Annotated in this window: 14 protein-coding genes; 5 read left to right on the top strand and 9 right to left on the bottom strand. The window is 62.0% G+C overall.

Going from position 1 to position 15,488, the window contains the following annotated elements; genetic code table 11:
- Positions 1-161 precede the first annotated feature (161 nt).
- From J3Q04_RS14140 to J3Q04_RS14150, 3 genes are read left to right on the top strand one after another with little or no spacing between them, the layout of a single operon-like run.
- Positions 162-1,406: an exonuclease SbcCD subunit D C-terminal domain-containing protein gene (locus tag J3Q04_RS14140; protein ID WP_434611130.1), complete on the top strand. Its 1,245-nt coding sequence runs from the start codon at positions 162-164 to the stop codon at positions 1,404-1,406.
- Positions 1,403-5,044 (top strand): AAA family ATPase, encoded by a 3,642-nt coding sequence (locus J3Q04_RS14145; protein ID WP_434611127.1) that lies wholly within the window; start codon positions 1,403-1,405, stop codon positions 5,042-5,044. Before J3Q04_RS14140 ends, J3Q04_RS14145 begins: the two co-directional genes overlap by 4 nt.
- On the top strand, positions 5,041-5,643 hold the full coding sequence (locus J3Q04_RS14150; RefSeq protein WP_434611124.1) for a glutathione S-transferase: 603 nt from the start codon (positions 5,041-5,043) through the stop codon (positions 5,641-5,643). Before J3Q04_RS14145 ends, J3Q04_RS14150 begins: the two co-directional genes overlap by 4 nt.
- 4 nt (positions 5,644-5,647) lie before the next feature.
- Here the strand turns inward: J3Q04_RS14150 and J3Q04_RS14155 are convergent, their stop codons facing one another.
- The 9 genes from J3Q04_RS14155 to J3Q04_RS14195 form a co-directional block, all read right to left on the bottom strand.
- Positions 5,648-5,902: a hypothetical protein gene (locus tag J3Q04_RS14155; protein WP_434611122.1), complete on the bottom strand. Its 255-nt coding sequence runs from the start codon at positions 5,900-5,902 to the stop codon at positions 5,648-5,650.
- Positions 5,899-6,078, bottom strand: a complete 180-nt coding sequence (locus J3Q04_RS14160) for a hypothetical protein (RefSeq protein WP_434611121.1) — start codon at positions 6,076-6,078, stop codon at positions 5,899-5,901. Before J3Q04_RS14160 ends, J3Q04_RS14155 begins: the two co-directional genes overlap by 4 nt.
- Positions 6,079-6,193: 115 nt before the next feature.
- Positions 6,194-6,319 (bottom strand): hypothetical protein, encoded by a 126-nt coding sequence (locus tag J3Q04_RS14165; protein ID WP_434563761.1) that lies wholly within the window; start codon positions 6,317-6,319, stop codon positions 6,194-6,196.
- Positions 6,320-6,486: 167 nt separating this feature from the next.
- Positions 6,487-6,666 (bottom strand): hypothetical protein, encoded by a 180-nt coding sequence (locus tag J3Q04_RS14170; RefSeq protein ID WP_420766540.1) that lies wholly within the window; start codon positions 6,664-6,666, stop codon positions 6,487-6,489.
- A 155-nt stretch (positions 6,667-6,821) separates the two neighbouring features.
- Positions 6,822-7,997 (bottom strand): lactonase family protein, encoded by a 1,176-nt coding sequence (locus J3Q04_RS14175; protein WP_434563759.1) that lies wholly within the window; start codon positions 7,995-7,997, stop codon positions 6,822-6,824.
- On the bottom strand, positions 7,984-8,280 hold the full coding sequence (locus J3Q04_RS14180; RefSeq protein WP_434563757.1) for a DUF5629 family protein: 297 nt from the start codon (positions 8,278-8,280) through the stop codon (positions 7,984-7,986). The genes J3Q04_RS14175 and J3Q04_RS14180 overlap by 14 nt, the downstream gene beginning before the upstream one ends.
- Before the next feature lie 238 nt (positions 8,281-8,518).
- Positions 8,519-10,099: an aldehyde dehydrogenase (NADP(+)) gene (locus tag J3Q04_RS14185; RefSeq protein WP_434611118.1), complete on the bottom strand. Its 1,581-nt coding sequence runs from the start codon at positions 10,097-10,099 to the stop codon at positions 8,519-8,521.
- Positions 10,100-10,112: 13 nt separating this feature from the next.
- Positions 10,113-11,105 (bottom strand): AraD1 family protein, encoded by a 993-nt coding sequence (araD1, locus tag J3Q04_RS14190; protein ID WP_434611116.1) that lies wholly within the window; start codon positions 11,103-11,105, stop codon positions 10,113-10,115.
- 157 nt (positions 11,106-11,262) lie between these two features.
- The gene (locus J3Q04_RS14195; protein ID WP_420766545.1) at positions 11,263-12,585 is read right to left on the bottom strand and encodes an MFS transporter; all 1,323 of its coding nucleotides are present in this window, start codon (positions 12,583-12,585) and stop codon (positions 11,263-11,265) included.
- Between the two features lie 193 nt (positions 12,586-12,778).
- Between J3Q04_RS14195 and J3Q04_RS14200 the strand changes: the two genes are divergently transcribed.
- Together J3Q04_RS14200 and J3Q04_RS14205 are read left to right on the top strand one after the other, a co-directional pair.
- On the top strand, positions 12,779-14,515 hold the full coding sequence (locus J3Q04_RS14200) for an IlvD/Edd family dehydratase (protein WP_420766546.1): 1,737 nt from the start codon (positions 12,779-12,781) through the stop codon (positions 14,513-14,515).
- A gap of 205 nt (positions 14,516-14,720) precedes the next feature.
- Positions 14,721-15,446: a FadR/GntR family transcriptional regulator gene (locus J3Q04_RS14205; RefSeq protein WP_434563751.1), complete on the top strand. Its 726-nt coding sequence runs from the start codon at positions 14,721-14,723 to the stop codon at positions 15,444-15,446.
- Positions 15,447-15,488 lie beyond the last annotated feature (42 nt).

Raw genomic sequence — 15,488 nt, forward strand, 5'->3', positions numbered from 1 at the left:
GCACCGCTTTCTGTGGCGAGGGGATTTATCCCCTCGCCACAATTGGCTCAGCTGTAGTGCTCGCCAAGTTGAGCCGCCCCCTCCCCCGCGTTTACCAGTAAACTCTGCATTTTTGCGCCGCCTCTCTTCCCGCGGCCATCGTCTGTTTTCTGGAGTCTGCCTTGCGTCTGTTTCACACCTCCGACTGGCACCTGGGGCAAAACCTCCACGGCCAGGATCGCGACTTCGAACACGCCTGTTTCCTTGATTGGCTGCTGCGTCAGCTGGCCAGCGAAAAACCCGACGTTCTATTGATCGCCGGCGACATTTTCGACACGGTCAACCCGCCCGTCAAAGCCCAGGAGCGTCTGTACGACTTCATCGTCAGCGCTCATGAACAAAACGCCAACCTGACCATCGTCATGATCGCGGGCAACCACGATTCCGGTTCGCGCATCGAATTGCCGGCGCCGCTGATGCGCCGCCTGCGCACCCATGCCCTGGGCCGCGTCCTGTGGCTGGACGATGGGCAGCTGGACGTCGAGCGCCTGCTGCTGCCGCTGCCCGACGCCAAGGGCAAGGTCCGGGCCTGGTGCCTGGCCCTGCCGTTCCTGCGGCCGGCCGAGGTCACGGGCGCGCAACTGGGGGACGATTATTTGCGCGGCATCGGCCAGGTCCACGAATGGCTGATTGCCGCCGCCAACGCCAAGCGCAAGAAGGGCCAGGCGCTGATTGCCGTCAGCCATGCACACATGGCCGGCGGCTCGGTATCGGAGGATTCCGAGCGCAGCCTGATTATCGGCAACGCCGAAGCCCTGCCAGCCAGCCTGTTCGGCCCAAGCATCACTTATGTCGCCCTCGGCCACTTGCACAAGCCACAAAAGGTCAACGGTGAAGAACGCATCCGCTACAGCGGATCGCCGATTCCGTTGTCGTTTTCCGAAATCGGCTACCGGCACCAGATTCTCGACATCGCCCTAAACGGCGAAACCCTGGTCAGCGTCGAACCACGGCTGATTCCCCGCGCCGTCAACTTGCAACGCCTGGGCCCGGCGCCCCTGGCCGACATCCTGGTGCAACTGAAGGACTTGCCGGACATCGACTTGCTGGCCGACATCCATCGCCAGCCCTGGCTGGAAGTCCGGGTGCGCCTCGATGAACCGCAGCCGGACCTGCGCAATCAGGTCGAAACCGCCCTGCAAGGCAAAGCCGTGCGACTGGTGCGGATCGCAGCCGAGTATGCCGGCAGCGGTGGCTCCGGCGATGCCGATGGAGGCGCGGCGCTGATTGAACTCGACCAGCTCAGCCCACAGGAACTGTTCAGCCGCGCCTGGCAGGACACCTACGGCAACCCAGTCGATGACCAGACCCTCAAGGACTTTGCCGTGCTGTTGCAGGATGTACAGATGGAGAGCGAACAGCCATGAAAATCCTCGCGATCCGTCTCAAGAACCTCGCCTCCCTGGCGGGGCCGTTCGAAATCGATTTCACCGCCGAACCCTTGGCCAGCGCCGGTCTGTTCGCCATCACCGGCCCCACGGGCGCCGGCAAGAGCACCTTGCTCGATGCCCTGTGCCTGGCGCTGTTCGGCGCGGTGCCACGGCTGAACAACACCGGTCGTGACGCCAAGGTGCCCGACGCCGACGGCGAAATCGGCACGGGCGATCCACGCACGCTGCTGCGTCGTGGGACCGGCGAGGGTTATGCCGAAGTGGATTTTCGCGGCATCGATGGTCGCCGCTACCGGGCTCGCTGGGAGGCCAATCGTGCCCGGGAAAAAGCCTCCGGCAAGCTGCAAGCCAGCCGCCAGAGCCTGCGTGACCTGGACAATGACCAACTGCTGGCCAGCCAGAAAGGCGAATACAAAGCGCAACTGGAAGCCGTCCTCGGTTTGAATTTCGAGCAGTTCACCCGTGCCGTGCTACTGGCCCAGAGCGAGTTCAGCGCCTTCCTCAAGGCTGACGACAACGACCGCAGCGAATTGCTGGAAAAGCTTACCGACACCGCGCTGTATACACGCCTCGGTCGTCGTGCCTTCGACAAAGCCAAGCAGGCCAAGGAAACCCACAAGCAATTGCAGGACCAGGCCACGGGCGTCACACCGCTATCGCCCGAAGCCCGCGCCGAGCTGGATCAGCACTTCAACGAAGCCCAGCAGCAACTCAAAACCCAACAGGCGCAGCTCAAGCAACTGGAGCAGCAACAAGCCTGGCTCAAGGACCTGCGCCATCTGCAGGACGAACAGGCCAGCGCCGCCGAGCAGTTGCAACGGGCCCAGGCCGATTGGGAGGCGCTGGCAGACGAACGCCTGAAACTGACGCGCCTGGAACAGCTGGCACCCCAGCGGCATCAGTTCATCCGTCAGGCGGAACTGGCCCGGCAGCTGGACCCGCTCGCGGCCAGGATCCAACAGCTGACGCAGCAACACGTCGAGTTGCATGAACGGCAGGCCGAACTGGAAAAAGGCCTCGGCATCGCGCAGCTGGCCGTGGCCGCCGCCCGCCAGCAGAGCACCGACAGCACGCCACTGCTGCGTCAGGCCTTCGACGAACAAAGCAGCCTTGCCCGCCTGGCCAGGGAGGCCGAGCAAGGCGCTGAACAGTTGCAGCAGGCCCAGCAGGCAAGCACCGACGGCCAGCGCACGATCGACACCTTGCTGGAACAACAGCAGCAGGTTGGCGAACGGCTTGAACGGATTGCCGGCGAACTGGAACAAAGCACAGACCTCGCAACACTGAGTGATGCATGGGGCGCCTACCGCGATCGCCTCCAGCAACTGATGCTGATCGGCAATCGACTGAACCAGGGCCAGGAAGAACTTGCGCTGCTGGAACAAACCGCCGCTCGTGCCGCCGAAGACCTCGCAACCCGCCGACAAAGTCTTGAGGTGCTCTACAAGGAGGCCGATGCCGAACCGCAAGCCGTGGCCGAACAGATCCAACTGCTTGGCAACCTGCTGCAAGACAACCGCAAGCAGTTACGTGCATTCGAAGACCTTGCTCGGTTGTGGGCCAGCCAGCAGGATTTGGACAAGCGTGTCGCCGAACTGGAACAGCGCCAGCAGCAAGCCTTGCAGCAACGCGACCGACTGGTGCGTGAAGGCAGCGAAGCCAAGGCCGAGCTGGCGGTCGCCGAACAGACGCTGACCGTGACTCGCGAGCTGCTGGAACGCCAGCGCCTGGCCCGTAGCGAAAGCGTCGAGCAACTGCGCGAACAATTGCAGGACAACCAGCCCTGCCCGGTGTGTGGCAGTGTCGAACATCCCTACCACCAACCCGAAGCGCTGCTGCAAAGCCTCGGGCGCTTCGATGAAAGCGAACAGGCCAACGCTCGCAAGGCCGTCGACCTGCTCAATGAAAAAGTCATCGAACTGCGGGCCCAGTACAGCGGGGTCATTGCTCAGCTCAAGGAATTCAAGCAGCAGCAAGAACAACTCACCGACCAACAACGGAGCGTGGCGCCAAGCCTTGAAGCTCACCCGCTGTCGGCGCAGCTGCTGGCCCAGGATTCATCCAAGCGCGCCGCCTGGCTGGCCCAGCAAACCGCACAGCTGAATCAACTCATCAGCCAGGACGAACATCGCCAGGCCGCCCTGCTTACGCTGCAACAGGACGCCGCCAAGCTGGCGCAGCAACTGCGCGATGCAGAGACAGCCAGCCAACAAGCCTCGCAGCATCTGAACAACCAGCTACAGGCACTGGCCCGGGATCGCCAGCGCCTGGACGAGGAGCTTGAGCACTTCAGCGCACTGTTGCCGGCCGACACGTTGCAGGCCCTGCGCAGCGAACCTGCCGCCTCGTTCATGCAACTCGACCAGCGGATCAGCCAGCGCCTCGCGCAACTGGAACAGCAGCGCGAAGAGCTCGCCGACCAAGTCCAGCGCCAGCAAGCCCTGGAGAAAGAACAGGATCGGCAGCAGATACGCACACAGCAACTGGAATCGGCGCAGCGCCAGTTCAGCGCGTTGAACGCGCAACGACAGGCGTGCGAGGAAAAGCTTCACCAACTGCTCGGTGAACACGCCAGCGCCGAGCAATGGCAACACCAAATCGACCTGGCCCTGGAACAGGCTCGCCATGCCGAGACGACGGCCAATCAACAATTGCAGGATCTGCGCAACAGCCTCGTGCAACTGGCTGCCGAACTCCAGGCACGCCATGAGCAGGCCCAATCCCTGGAGGCCGAACAGCAGGCGTTGGCCGCGGGTATCGCCCAGTGGCGCGCAGCTCATCCGGAACTGGACGACGCCGCGCTGGGCGCGTTGCTTGGTCTCGACGACCAACAGGTCGCTCACCTGCGGCAACGCTTGCTCAACAGCGAAAAAGCCATCGAGCAGGCCCGCGTATTGCTCACCGAACGGGAGCAGCGGCTGCAAAACCACCAGTCGCAACACAACGGCAACCTGCCGGCGGAACAATTGGCCGAAGCCCTCGCCACGCTTCACGGGCAGTTCGCGGCCAGCGAACAACGCTGCGCAGAGCTGCGTGCCGAACAGGCCGAGGACCAGCGCAGGCAGACTGCCAACCAGGCCCTGGCCCAACAAATCGAACGAGCCTACGCCGAGTACCAGCGCTGGGCACGCCTGGACGCATTGATCGGGTCGGCCACTGGCGATCGCTTCCGCAAACTGGCCCAGGCGTACAACCTCGACTTGTTGGTCCACCACGCCAACGCCCAGTTGCGACAATTGGTTCGCCGCTACCGCCTCAAGCGCGGCGGCAGCATGCTCGGCCTGCTGGTGATGGATACCGAGATGGGCGATGAATTGCGCTCGGTGCATTCGTTGTCCGGCGGCGAAACCTTCCTTGTTTCCCTTGCCCTGGCACTGGGCCTGGCCTCGATGGCGTCCAACACGTTGAGAATCGAGTCGCTGTTCATCGACGAAGGCTTCGGCAGCCTCGACCCCGAGTCGCTGCAACTGGCGATGGACGCCTTGGATGGGTTGCAGGCCCAGGGGCGCAAGGTCGCGGTCATTTCCCACGTGCAGGAAATGCACGAGCGCATCCCGGTGCAAATCCAGGTCCGGCGCCAAGGCAACGGATTGAGCACGGTGGAGGTGAAATGAGCCGCGCCACGCTGTATTCGTTCCGCCGTTGCCCCTACGCCATGCGCGCCCGCATGGCGTTGCGCTACAGCGGTATCGCGCTGGACATCGTCGAAGTGAGCCTCAAGGCCAAACCACCGGAAATGCTCGCGCTGTCGAGCAAAGGCACGGTGCCGGTCTTGCATGCCGATGGACGGGTCATCGATGAAAGCCTCGAGATCATGCACTGGGCCTTGGGCCTGCATGATCCGCAGGATTGGACATTGCTGAATGATCCCGACGGTCGTGCTCTGACGGCGACCTTGATCGAAGAAAACGACCAGGTTTTCAAGCTTCACCTCAACCGTTACAAATATCCGGAGCGCCATCCGGACCACTCGGCGCTGCATTACCGGAGCGAGGGTGAAGCGTTCCTGCGCAAGCTGGACGGATTGCTTGAAAACCGCCAGTTCCTGGCCACGGATCACCTGAGCCTGGCGGACGTGGCGCTGATGCCGTTCTTGCGCCAGTTCGCCCATGTAGATCGCGAGTGGTTTGCCCAGTCGCCCTACCCTCGGCTTCGGGAATGGTTGGAGGGTTTACTGGATTCAGAGCTGTTTGTGGCGATCATGGCCAAATAGGTATTTATCCAGCGCTGCACATGCGCGCTTGGGCGCAATCAATTTGAAACGGCCCGAACACCGCCGCCCTCGGCTTGACCGGCGGGTTCCCCACCAACACACCCAGCGCCCTGGCGGTGAGGATGTTGTGGGCGATGTTGTGGTTGCATTCGATGGTCCGCGCCAACGACCCCGCCGACGCCTGACCCAATCCAAGCAATGAAAAGCCATTGGTGATGAATGCCAGGAAGGCGATCACCCAGAATTTGCACCTGCTCATGCTCCGGACGCTCCTTTCGCGACGGCATGCGTGACGCTCACGGCTGAAGCCTGGAGGGAGGGTTCCGCAACGTTTTGGTATTGGGTGCCGAGACTGACTACCAGCACCAGCGTTACGTAGAGGCCGATGGCCAGGTAGGCGCCGCGCTTGGCGCAGATGAGGATTGCACTGGCCATGGGAGGCTCCGTGGGCATGTTTGAATGCCCACAGAATCAATCAAATAAACCGTTATGAGTAGCGACTAATATGCATAGTCACCATCAGTTTAATTGATCGATAAAAGTTATCCGCTCAGTCGCTCAACAAGCTCAACAATCGCTCGCGAGCCACTTCCAATTCACCGGGAATCGGCTGGGCCGCCGAAACAATCGGGGTGGAATAAAGGAACAGCAACATCACTGCCAGACGCATCGCCATGGTGTCGATCCTTATTAGCAAGGAGTCAATTAACTAGCGTCAAATTTAACCACATGGCTATGTGACATCACAACAAAACTTTCCTCCTGAACGCACGAAGCCTGCGATCTTGTCTCTCCGTCTTCGATGAGGAGATGAAAAGATCGCAGGCTTCAGTGTGAGCGTGCTCAGTGTTGAGTCTTGTGATCCAGCGCCGCGTAGAAGTTGGCGCTCTGTTGCAGGTATTTTTCGGTGTAGCTCTGGGTGCGGTTTTTCTTGTCGCTGATCTCGATGCTGGCACTGGCGGGCAATGCCACGGTGGCGGAGATGGCGGAAGCGGCGATCACGGAAAAAAGATTCATGTTCATGGCGGTAATCCTCGGATTCAGTTGGCTGACTTGCCCGGTGGGGCCGTGAAGCAAACTTACGCGCCGAGGCGTCTCGTCTTGAAATGCTTTGTAATACTAGCGACTATCAGTCTCGTTGATACAACTCCGAAAGCCCCGAAAATCGGGGCCTCGGGTTATTGACGAACGAGGAATTTCACATCGCTCGGTGCGTCCATGGGCAGCTTCTGGACGGTCTTGCCCAGCAGGCCGGTCTTCGGATCGCGCTCGATGACCACGATCTGATTGCTTTTCTGATTGGCGACCAGAACGAATTTTTCGCTCGGGTCCAGGCTGAACTCTCGAGGATGATCACCCTCGACGGAGCGTCGCTGCAGCTCTTTCAAGGTGCCGGAAGCCGGGTCGACGGCGAACACCAGCATCTCGTTTGTGGTGCCACGATTGCTGACGTACAGGAACTTGCCGTCTTTGGAAGCATGGAGCGCTGCTGCGGCTTTACCTGGCTGCGGCTTTCCATCGGCCAGCGCGACAAGCTGGCGCTGGGTCAGGCGACCGTCCTGGTAATCGAACACGGCCACCTGGGCCGTCATTTCCATCGTCAGCCAGGCGTGCTTGCCATCCCCACTGAACAATAGATGGCGCGGTCCGCTGCCCGGTGGCAACTGCACGAACGGCGGATCGGCAGGCGTCAGCGGCATTTCGGGGTTGGCCTTGGGGTCGTAACGGTAGACAAACACCTTGTCTGCCCCCAGGTCGTTGGCGAACACATATTTGCCATCGGGTGACGACACCGAGGAATGCACATGACCCGACTTCTGCCGCTCGGAATTGACCCGACTCGGCTGATGGCTGCCCATCTGCACCACCGGCGCCAACCTGCCATCCGCGCCCACCGGCAACACCACCAAGGTGCCGCCCGGGTTTTCCAGGACGGAATAATTACTCACCAGCAAATGCTGGCCATCATGGCTCAGGCTGGAGTGGGTCGGCTCGTTGCCCAAAGATTGCACTTGGTTGATCAGGCTCAGTTCAAAGGTCTTCGGGTCGATGGCGTAGCTGCTGACCTTGCCCACCGGGTCTTTCTGGCCCGGCCCGTTTTCGTTGACCACGAACAACCGGGTCATGTCCTTGGAAAGGGTCAGCCAGGAAGGGTTGTGCGTCTTGATCACTTGCAATGGGTTGGCATCGATCTGGCCGGTGCGGCTGTCGAATCGCAGGCGGTAGATGCCCTGGCTCTGGTCCGCCGTGTAGGAACCCACCAATAACTGATGGCGCTCGCCAGTGTCCGCCTGGACGCCCATGGCGCCGACGCTGCCGGCCATCAACAAGGGCCAGAAACTACGCATCTTCATGATCGGAGTCCTCATCGTCGTGGCCGCTGGTCGCTTCCACGCATTCCAAGTGGTGATCGCCCGAATCGCTGGTGATGATCCAATGCTTCTGGGCTTCGTCGAAGGTCGCGGCCTGCATCTGCGCCTCAGTGAAACGCCAATGCTCGCGGGTGCGACCGTTCATGCACTCGACGTGCAATTGATCTTGCTCATCGAGGGAGAAATCGAACGCGTGCAGCCCGTCGATGATCAGCATGTCGCAGTGTTCGAGGGCATGCAGCAGGGTGTCGGTTACGGCAGTCATGTTGATCAGTCGGTCATTGGGAAAGCCAGCATGATAACCCAATGTAGGAGTGAGCCTTGGGCCATAAGGTTCGAAAGCAGTGTTGCCTGACATATCGCTTTCGCGAGCAGGCTCGCTCCCACAGGGGATCTCCAGTGAATGCAAAATTTGTGTTCGCTGAAAATCCAACTGTGGGAGCGAGCCTGCTCGCGAAGAGGCCGGCACATTCAACTCGAATGTAACGACCTCACCGCAACCCTCAAAGCGCCTCGCGCCCCGGCACCCCATCCACCAACCGCAGGATACCCAGCGGATTGGCGTTTTTCAGCGGTTCCGGCAGCAGGCTGTCCGGGTAGTTCTGGAAGCATACCGGACGCAGGAACCGGTCGATCGCCAGCGTACCCACCGACGTGCCACGGGCATCGGATGTCGCCGGGTAAGGCCCGCCATGGACCATCGAATCACACACCTCCACGCCGGTTGGATAGCCATTGAGCAAGATGCGCCCGACTTTCTGCTCCAGCAACGGTGTCAGCTCGCCAAACTGTTCGAAGTCCTCCGGCTCGCCAATCATCGTGGCGGTGAGCTGGCCATGAAGGCCGTTCAGGGCTGCGGTCAGTTGCGCCTGGTCCGCGACTTCGACGAACACCGTGGTCGGGCCGAAGACTTCTTCCTGCAACGCTTCGTCGCTGTTGATCAGCAGGCTGGCATCGGCCTTGAACAATTGCGGCTGGGCCTGGTTGCCCTGCTGATCGCGACCGGCCAGGTGTTCGATGCCCGGGTGAGCCAGGAGCTTCTGCAAGCCCTTGCCGTAGCTTTGCAGCGTGCCGGCGTTGAGCATGGTCTGCGGCGCCTGGTCGCCGATCAGCGAAGCTACCTGCTGGGTGAACGCGGTGAATTCCGGCGAGCGGATGCCGATCACCAGGCCAGGGTTGGTGCAGAACTGACCGCAGCCCTGCACCACCGAGGCGGTCAAGTCGCGGGCAACGCTGTCGGCGCGATTTTTCAAGGCCTGCGGCAATATGATTACCGGGTTGATGCTCGACATCTCGGCAAACACCGGAATCGGCTGGGGCCGAGCGGCCGCCATGTCGCACAGGGCGCGCCCGCCCTTGAGGGAGCCGGTGAAACCGACGGCCTGGATCGCCGGATGCTTGACCAGCCATTCGCCAACACCACCGCCGTAGATCATGTTGAACACGCCGGCCGGCATCGCGGTTTTTTCCGCTGCGCGAATGATCGCATCGGCCACGTGCTCGGCGGTCGCCATGTGGCCGCTGTGGGCCTTGAACACGACCGGGCAACCGGCGGCCAGGGCGGCGGCGGTGTCACCACCGGCGGTGGAAAATGCCAGCGGGAAGTTGCTGGCGCCGAACACGGCCACCGGACCCAGGCCGATGCGGTACTGACGCAGGTCCGGACGCGGCAGCGGCGTGCGCTCCGGCAAGGCGCGATCGATACGCGCACCGTAGAAATCGCCACGGCGCAGGACCTTGGCGAACAGGCGCATCTGGCCGCTGGTGCGACCGCGCTCGCCCTGGATGCGGGCCGCTGGCAAGGCGGTTTCGCGGCAGACCACGGCGACGAAATCATCGCCCAGGGCGTCCAGCTCATCGGCGATGGCGTCGAGGAACTCGGCCCGGCGCGCCGCGCTCAAGCTGCGGTAGATCGGATGCGCCGCCGCAGCGGCCTTGGCGGCCGCGTCGACTTCTTGCTCCGTGGCCTGGACGAATTCATGGGGCAAGGCCTCGCCGGTGCTGGCGTCGACGCTCTGCAGGCGAGTCTGGCCGGCCGCGCTGCGCGCACCGCCGATGTAGTTGTGACCAAGGATCTGGTTCATCGCAAGTCTCCTCTTAAAGTGTGCCGATAGTACCCGGATTGAATACCGCGTCTACCGGGGCAATGCCGTTGACCAGCGGCGCGCCGAACTCGGCCTGGCTGATTTCGAACACGTCCCCCGGCTGGGTGCGGATGCCGTCGGCGAACGACAGCGTCGCGGTGCCGAAGAAGTGAACGTGAACGTCCCCCGGGCGCAGGAACTGACTGTACTTGAAGTGGTGGAATTCCAGGTTTTCGAGGCTATGGCACATGTTCGCCTCGCCGCTGAGGAATTCGTTCTGCCACAACACTTCGCCGTTGCGCAGGATACGACTGGTCCCGGACAGATGTTGAGGCAATTCACCCACGCGAAGTTCCGGGCCAAAGCTGCAACTGCGCAGTTTCGAATGGGCCAGGTATAGATAATTCTTGCGCTCCATGACGTGATCGGAAAATTCGTTGCCCACCGCGAAGCCCAGTCGATACGGCTTGCCATCGTGCCCAATGACGTACAGGCCGCTGATCTCCGGCTCTTCGCCGGCGTCTTCGGCAAACGGTGGCAACGGGAACGGATGGCCCGGGCGGACCACGATGCTGCCGTCGCCCTTGTAGAACCATTCCGGCTGCACGCCGGCCTGCCCGGCCTGTGGTTTGCCGCGCTCGACGCCCCATTTGAAGATGCGCATGGTGTCGGTCATCGCTGCTTCGTCGCCGGCCTGTTGGTGCATCTTGTCCCGGGCCGAAGCGCTGCCCAGGTGGGTCAGGCCGGTGCCGCTGACCAGCAAGTGCGCCGGGTCCGGGTGGTCCAGCGGCGGCAGGATACGCAGTTCGCCGAGCAGTTGCGCGTAGTCATGGCTCGCCCCCAGGCCCAAGCCGTTGACCTGCTGCTCAAGCTTCACGCCCGCCTCGATCGCGGCCAGCGCCAGCTCCCGCACAGTGGCGGCGCCCTGCACTTCACGTACCTGATCGCCCTCGACCACACCGACGCGGCGCTCGCCGTTACTCAATTCGAACTGAACTAAACGCATGGGTTTTCTCCCGTAAACAAATTTTGACCTCTGTGCAGTCCCCTGTGGGAGCGAGCCTGCTCGCGAAAACGGTCTGACAGTCGACATTATTGGTGGATGGAAAACCGCTTTCGCGAGCAGGCTCGCTCCCACAGTTTTTCAGCGTCAGCCCTCAGATTCAGCTACGCGTCGCCCCCCGGGCGCTCGCCGCGAACTGATCCGCCGGCAGCACATGCTTGCGCTCCAGCAGGCGATAGACCACGCCGGTCAGCACCAGGCCGAACACCATCACGCACGACAGGAAATAAAGCCCCGAAGCCAGGTTGCCGGTGTACTCCTTCAGCGCACCGATCACGAACGGCCCGATGTAGCCACCCAGGTTGCCCACCGAGTTGATCAACGCAATGCCCGCCGCCGCGCTGGCGCCAGCGAAGAAACGTCCTGGCAAGGTCCAGAACACCGCTGTGCAGGAGAACAGCGCGAATGCCACCAGGCACAGCGCGGCCAGTTGCAACACCGGTACCGACAGCCAGGCACTGAGGAACAGGCCGATGGCGCCCAGTACATACAACACGGCGAGGTGACCGTAGCGATCATTCAAGCGATCGGAACTGCGGGGAATGATCAACAGGCCGATGATGCCGAAGATATACGGTACGGAAGACACAAAACCGGTCACCAGGTCACTGCCGCCAAACTGCTTGATCAGTGTCGGCAACCACAAGCCCAGGCCGTAGATGCTCAAGGTCACTGGCAGGTAGAACAGCGCCAGCAGCAAGACTCGCTTGTCTTTCAGCGCATGCAATGGATTGCCGTGGCGCGTCTGGCCGTATTGCTCGAGGTCTTTTTGCAGCTCGCCGGTCAGCCAGTCCTTCTCGGCCTGGTCCATCCACTTCACTTGTTGCGGGCCATCTGGCAGATAGCGCAGCACGGGCCAGGTCAACAGCACCGCCGGCAGGCCGATGACGATGAACAGCCACTGCCAGCCATGCAGGCCAAGGATGCCATCCATGCCCAGCAAGCCACCGGACACAGGGCCGGTGATCATCATCGCGATGGGTTGGGAAAGAATGAACAGCCCGAGGATCTTGCCACGATGGCGCACCGGGAACCATTGGGTGATGTAGTACAGCACGCCCGGGAAGAACCCGGCTTCGGCCGCACCCAGTAAAAAGCGCATCACGTAGAAACTGTGAGGCCCTTGTACAAACGCCATGCCAATGGTGATGGCGCCCCAGGTGATCATGATCCGGGCGAACCAGCGCCGGGCACCGAAGCGTTCGAGCATCAGGTTGCTGGGGATTTCCAGCAGGAAATAACCGATGAAGAAAAGTCCTGCGCCCAGGCCATAGGCGGCGTCGCCGATGCCGATGTCGGCACCCATGTGCAACTTGGCGAAGCCCACCGCAGAGCGGTCCACGTAGGCGATCAAGTACAGCAGGATCAGGAAGGGAATCAGTTTGAGAGTGATGCGACGAATAAGCCGCAATTCCTGGCTCATGGGGCCGGTCTCCGATTGTTGTTGTTATAGAACCTTGGGGGATTTCTCTCGCGAACGAACGCCAGGACAACCCCTCCGTTGAATCGGACTATATAGTAATACTATTTACTCAACAACACTTCCAAACCGCGCAAATTGCGCTTATGTTACGCTTCAGCTCGAACAATATAGTCATACAATAAGAGAATCGATCATGTCTGATAAGAAACCCTCCCTGCGCTCGGCCCAATGGTTTGGCACTGCCGACAAGAACGGCTTCATGTACCGCAGCTGGATGAAAAATCAGGGCATCGCCGACCATCAGTTCCACGGCAAGCCGATCATCGGCATCTGCAACACCTGGTCGGAGCTGACGCCGTGCAATGCGCACTTCCGCCAGATCGCCGAGCACGTCAAACGCGGCGTGATCGAGGCTGGGGGTTTCCCGGTGGAATTCCCGGTGTTCTCCAACGGCGAATCGAACCTGCGCCCGACCGCCATGCTGACCCGCAACCTGGCGAGCATGGACGTGGAAGAGGCGATTCGCGGCAACCCGATCGATGGCGTGGTGCTGCTCACCGGTTGCGACAAGACCACCCCGGCCTTGCTGATGGGCGCCGCCAGTTGCGACGTGCCGGCCATCGTCGTCACCGGTGGCCCGATGCTCAACGGCAAGCACAAGGGCCAGGACATCGGATCAGGCACGGTGGTTTGGCAGTTGAGCGAGCAGGTCAAGGCCGGCACCATCACCATTGACGACTTCCTCGCCGCCGAGGGCGGCATGTCCCGCTCGGCCGGCACCTGCAACACCATGGGCACGGCCTCGACCATGGCGTGCATGGCTGAAGCCCTCGGCACTTCCCTGCCCCACAACGCGGCGATTCCGGCCGTGGACGCCCGTCGTTATGTGCTGGCCCACATGTCCGGCATGCGCGCGGTGGAAATGGTCCGTGAAGACCTGAGATTGTCGAAGATCCTGACCAAGGAAGCCTTCGAAAACGCCATCCGCGTCAACGCCGCCATCGGCGGGTCGACCAACGCGGTGATTCACCTCAAGGCCATCGCCGGACGCATCGGCGTGCAACTGGACCTGGACGACTGGACCCGCATCGGTCGTGGCATGCCGACGATCGTCGACCTGCAGCCATCCGGGCGCTTCCTGATGGAAGAGTTCTACTATGCCGGCGGCCTGCCCGCCGTGCTGCGTCGCCTGGGTGAAGCCAACCTGATCCCTCACCCGAACGCGCTGACAGTCAACGGCAAGAGCCTCGGTGAAAACACCAAGGACGCGCCGATCTACGGCCAGGACGAAGTCATCCGCACCCTCGACAACCCGATCCGCGCCGACGGCGGTATCTGCGTGCTGCGCGGCAATCTGGCGCCATTGGGCGCAGTGCTCAAGCCATCCGCCGCCACGGCGCAACTGATGCAACATCGTGGTCGCGCGGTGGTGTTCGAGAACTTCGACGAGTACAAGGCCAGGATCAACGACCCGGAACTGGACGTCGATGCCGACTCGATCCTGGTCATGAAAAACTGCGGGCCGAAGGGTTATCCGGGCATGGCTGAAGTGGGCAACATGGGCTTGCCGGCCAAGCTGCTGGCCCAGGGCGTGACAGACATGGTGCGCATTTCCGATGCGCGCATGAGCGGCACCGCCTACGGCACCGTGGTGTTGCACGTGGCGCCGGAGGCCGCGGCTGGCGGACCTTTGGCCGCCGTGAAAGAAGGCGACTGGATCGAACTCGATTGCGCCAGTGGCCGCTTGCACCTGGACATCCCGGACGCCGAACTCGCCGCGCGCCTGGCCGACCTCGCACCACCGCAACAATTGCTGGTGGGCGGCTATCGCCAGTTGTACATCGACCATGTGCTGCAAGCGGACCAGGGCTGCGACTTCGACTTCCTGGTGGGCTGCCGCGGCGCCGAGGTGCCGCGTCACTCCCACTGACCCCGTCACCTCCCTGTGGGAGCGAGCCTGCTCGCGAAAGCGTTGGACCAGCCGGCATTTATGTTGCCTGAACCACCGCATTCGCGAGCAGGCTCGCTCCCACAAGGGGTCTGCGTCGACCTTGAGAACTCGCACTAGCGACCCGTCATCGCCGCGCCTGCTATCATGCGCAGCACCCCACGCACACAGGATCGCGCCGCGTCCCATGGATTACCGTAAACCCTCCGACCGCAAAAGCATGCATGCGCGCATCGTCCAGGAACTGGGCAGACAGATCGTTTCCGGCCGCTTCAAGCCCGACGACAAACTGCCCGCCGAAGCGTTGCTGTGCGAAGAGTACGCCGTCAGCCGCCCCGTGCTGCGCGAAGCCACGCGGGTGTTGGTCGCCAAGGGGTTGGTGTATTCACGGCCGCGAGTGGGCACGGTGGTCAAGGCCCGTCGGGAATGGCACATGCTCGACCCGGACGTACTGCACTGGCTGATGCAAAGCAGCCCGCAGAATGAATTCTTCGGCCTGCTTACCAGCGTGCGCAGCATCATCGAACCAGCCGCCGCCGCGCTCGCCGCGCAGTTCGCCACCGACGAAGACATTGCCGCCATCAGCGAAGCCTACCAACGCATGGAAGCGGCACCGACTCCCGAAGCGCTGCTGCAACCGGACCTGGATTTCCACAGCCGCATCGCCGACGCCACCCACAACGACCTGCTCGCCAACCTCTGCAACATGTTGTCCGTGGCCATTGCCGAAGCGCTCAAGCACTCCAACCAGCGGCCCAACCTGCATGAACTGGCGATGCCGCGACACAAGGCGATCCTCACCGCCATCGAGAACCGCGACGCCCTCGGCGCACGCCACGCCACCCTGGTGCAATTGGATGATGCCCGCAGCGCCTTGAACGTGGTGTTGGGCAGCGATCCCGCCCCGGCCTGACACAAGCCATCCCCAGCGGGTGGTACCTATATACCGCACGCA

It is taken from the genome of Pseudomonas sp. D4-21 (assembly GCF_051132125.1).
GTDB lineage: Bacteria > Pseudomonadota > Gammaproteobacteria > Pseudomonadales > Pseudomonadaceae > Aquipseudomonas.